Source organism: Sphingobacteriaceae bacterium, assembly GCA_002319075.1.
Classification (GTDB): domain Bacteria; phylum Bacteroidota; class Bacteroidia; order B-17B0; family Aurantibacillaceae; genus Aurantibacillus.
Genome location: NVQB01000002.1, coordinates 1 through 1,854, shown reverse-complemented (window position 1 = coordinate 1,854; position 1,854 = coordinate 1). Strand labels below are relative to the sequence as shown.

At 48.0% G+C, this 1,854-nt stretch carries 1 protein-coding gene; it reads right to left on the bottom strand.

Features of this window, described 5'->3' with window-relative positions:
• Positions 1–1,216: 1,216 nt before the first annotated feature.
• A complete protein-coding gene (locus CNR22_24375) occupies positions 1,217–1,585 on the bottom strand; it encodes a hypothetical protein (protein PBQ30203.1) in 369 nt (122 codons plus the stop codon).
• Positions 1,586–1,854: the final 269 nt, after the last annotated feature.

The following is a 1,854-nucleotide window of genomic DNA, read 5'->3' as shown; positions in this document are numbered from 1 at the left end:
CTGTATGCATTATGCTTGCTATACACGCGGACACAGGCATATCATTTATTTTTTGCCATGTCCATTAATTGTTCAATAATTTTACTCACGGTATTTAATTTGATGTTGTGTTATATAGAATTGGAATTAAACTTATAAGGATGCTTAGACGTTGCATTATAAAAGTTTATGTACTAAGTATTTAAGACATTGGCATATGATTATAGCTTGACATTATTAAAAATTAATTAATTAAATCTCACACAATACTTATTCAAGACATTTTTACTAAGATAACCAAAGGAATGCGAACAAAATAATACTTAAAATATAAGACTTAGAAGTAATATGATCCAATAGTTACATATAGTACACTAAGTTCCTAAATTATATAACTTTAAAACAAAGTTACGAAATTTGGAAATAATTTTATTTAATCATATTTTCATAATAATGAAATACTGTTTATTTCAGTGGCGAAAAGAGATAATACGATTTTATAGTGATAGAATATCCTTGAAATATCTAAAGATAAAATTAGAAACTTTCTCTTTTCGCTGTAAAGCTATATGACTTAAAAATAACTTATACGCAAAGTATATTGCAGTGGAAACCCAAGAGTATAGTAGCCATGTAATCTCGGGTTCGAAACTACACGCCGCGCACGTAGTCAGATGGTCTGAAACTTGTCTGGGGCTGTTTGTTGACGGATGGAGACTTCACTAAGTGGCGTCAGGCGATGCGCACACACGGGACTCAATCCCGTAGCATGTTATGTGTCGTTCGAAACTCGTGCGTTCGAGATTTACGCCACATTGCCGGCTGGTCCAAGGACGTTATCTACCAGATGATACGGTCCAATTCGTAAGTTTGACTCACATAGTCGCGAACCGCGGAGCTGGAGAACAATAATTACCGGATGATTAGTTGACCATACGCACTATCATGCTCCGTGACTCAGTTTCCGCCATGGAGTTCTCACAGCCCCGTGTGTACCATAACTGCAGTAAGTAAGGACCTTGTTCGGAGGCCGACTCGTATTTCATATGATCTTAGTCTCGCCACCTTATCGCACGAATTGGGGGTGTCTTTTAGCCGACTCCGGCACGATCCGCCGGGAAGTTACTCGACCAGTTGCGGGACGCCCTAGTATGTTCGTATTACGTTCGATGCGTAAGCACCCCAGAGATTTTTGGCGGACGTTTCGGTAAATCATAGTAGAACCGGAGCGGTAAAGCTATTGATAACACGCAGGGACGAGCCAGTCGTCTAAGCTCCTCAGGGGTACCGTTCGCCGGACTACAGCCTGTCCCCGGCGGCCGCAACTGGGCTGCGATCCAGCCCCCGCTCCAAAAGGATGACTCGACCTTGCGCCTCGCGTACTCTGCTCTCGAGCTGTCTCCGTGGGCAATGCCGGCTCACGCTGTGGGGAACCCTGGACGCCCGGGCCGAGCCGACGTGGCCCCGCCCAGGCCTTTTCGTCGATCGCAGCTATGTACCCTGTGCTGGCCAGCGCTACTGCGCCGGCCATTAGCGGTGCGCTCTCGACTCGGCCCCAACGTAGACGGCGTCGCTGGCCGGATTCAAAGAAGTGAGCTACTACCATCGCGTGACGCCCTGCGGGCCTGAGTAACCGTGCACGAAGGACACCCCGTTCGTGGCGGGGGTTGCCTCCGCGACGGTCGCCAACGTTGGGGGTCGGTGCATTCAGGCGACGAGGGACCGCTGGTTTCCGGAGAGCGGCCTGTGCTCACACAGGTGCGGTCCATGGGGCCTGTGGATCCGGTTCTCCCACGCGTAGCGCCGGCGTTAGCATGGACGCTAAATAAGTATACGCCGGCAAAGGGAGTGTAGGCCGGCCCGAGGGCAATCGCG